1 pseudogene is annotated in these 726 nt (G+C 46.7%); it reads left to right on the forward strand.

Annotated elements, in window-relative coordinates:
* Window positions 1–20 precede the first annotated feature (20 nt).
* A pseudogene (locus tag A3766_RS03490) lies at window positions 21–726 on the forward strand (12-oxophytodienoate reductase); the annotation flags it as partial.

Raw genomic sequence — 726 nt, forward strand, 5'->3', positions numbered from 1 at the left:
AGTTAAGATAGGAGATTTATATGAGTAATGTTAGCCCCTTATTTGAAACGCTGGACTTAGGTAAATTACAACTAAAAAATCGTATTGTGATGGCGCCGATGACTCGCACATTTTCACCGGGTAACGTCCCAAATGAACAAGTTGTCGCGTACTACGAGCGTCGTGCTGAAAATGATGTGGGCCTGATCATTACAGAGGGCACCCCAGTTGGTCATAAAGCTGCAAATGGTTATCCTAATGTCCCCTTCATGCATGGTGAGAAAGCATTAGCTGGCTGGAAAAAAGTAGTTGATGCGGTTCATGCGAAAGGTGGAAAGATCGCGCCTCAGCTGTGGCATGTAGGTTCAGTTCGTAAAGAGGGCGTAGAGCCTGATAAGTCTGTACCGGGCTATAGCCCTTCTGGTTTGTTTAAGCCAGGCAAAGAAAATGGCGTAGCGATGACGCAGGAAGATATTGCTGAGGTTATTGAAGCTTTCGCACAGGCTGCTGAAGATGCAAAAAGTATTGGCTTTGATGCTGTGGAAATACATGGCGCGCACGGCTACCTAGTTGACCAGTTCTTCTGGGAAGGAACAAACCAGCGTACTGATGAATATGGTGGTGATATGCTCAAGCGAACTCGCTTTGGGGTTGAGCTTATTCAGGCTGTCAGAGCTCGGGTCGGAGAGGACTTTCCGATTATTTTACGTTTCTCTCAGTGGAAGCAACAAGACTATGAGGCACGGT

Source organism: Oleiphilus sp. HI0132, from assembly GCF_001635845.1.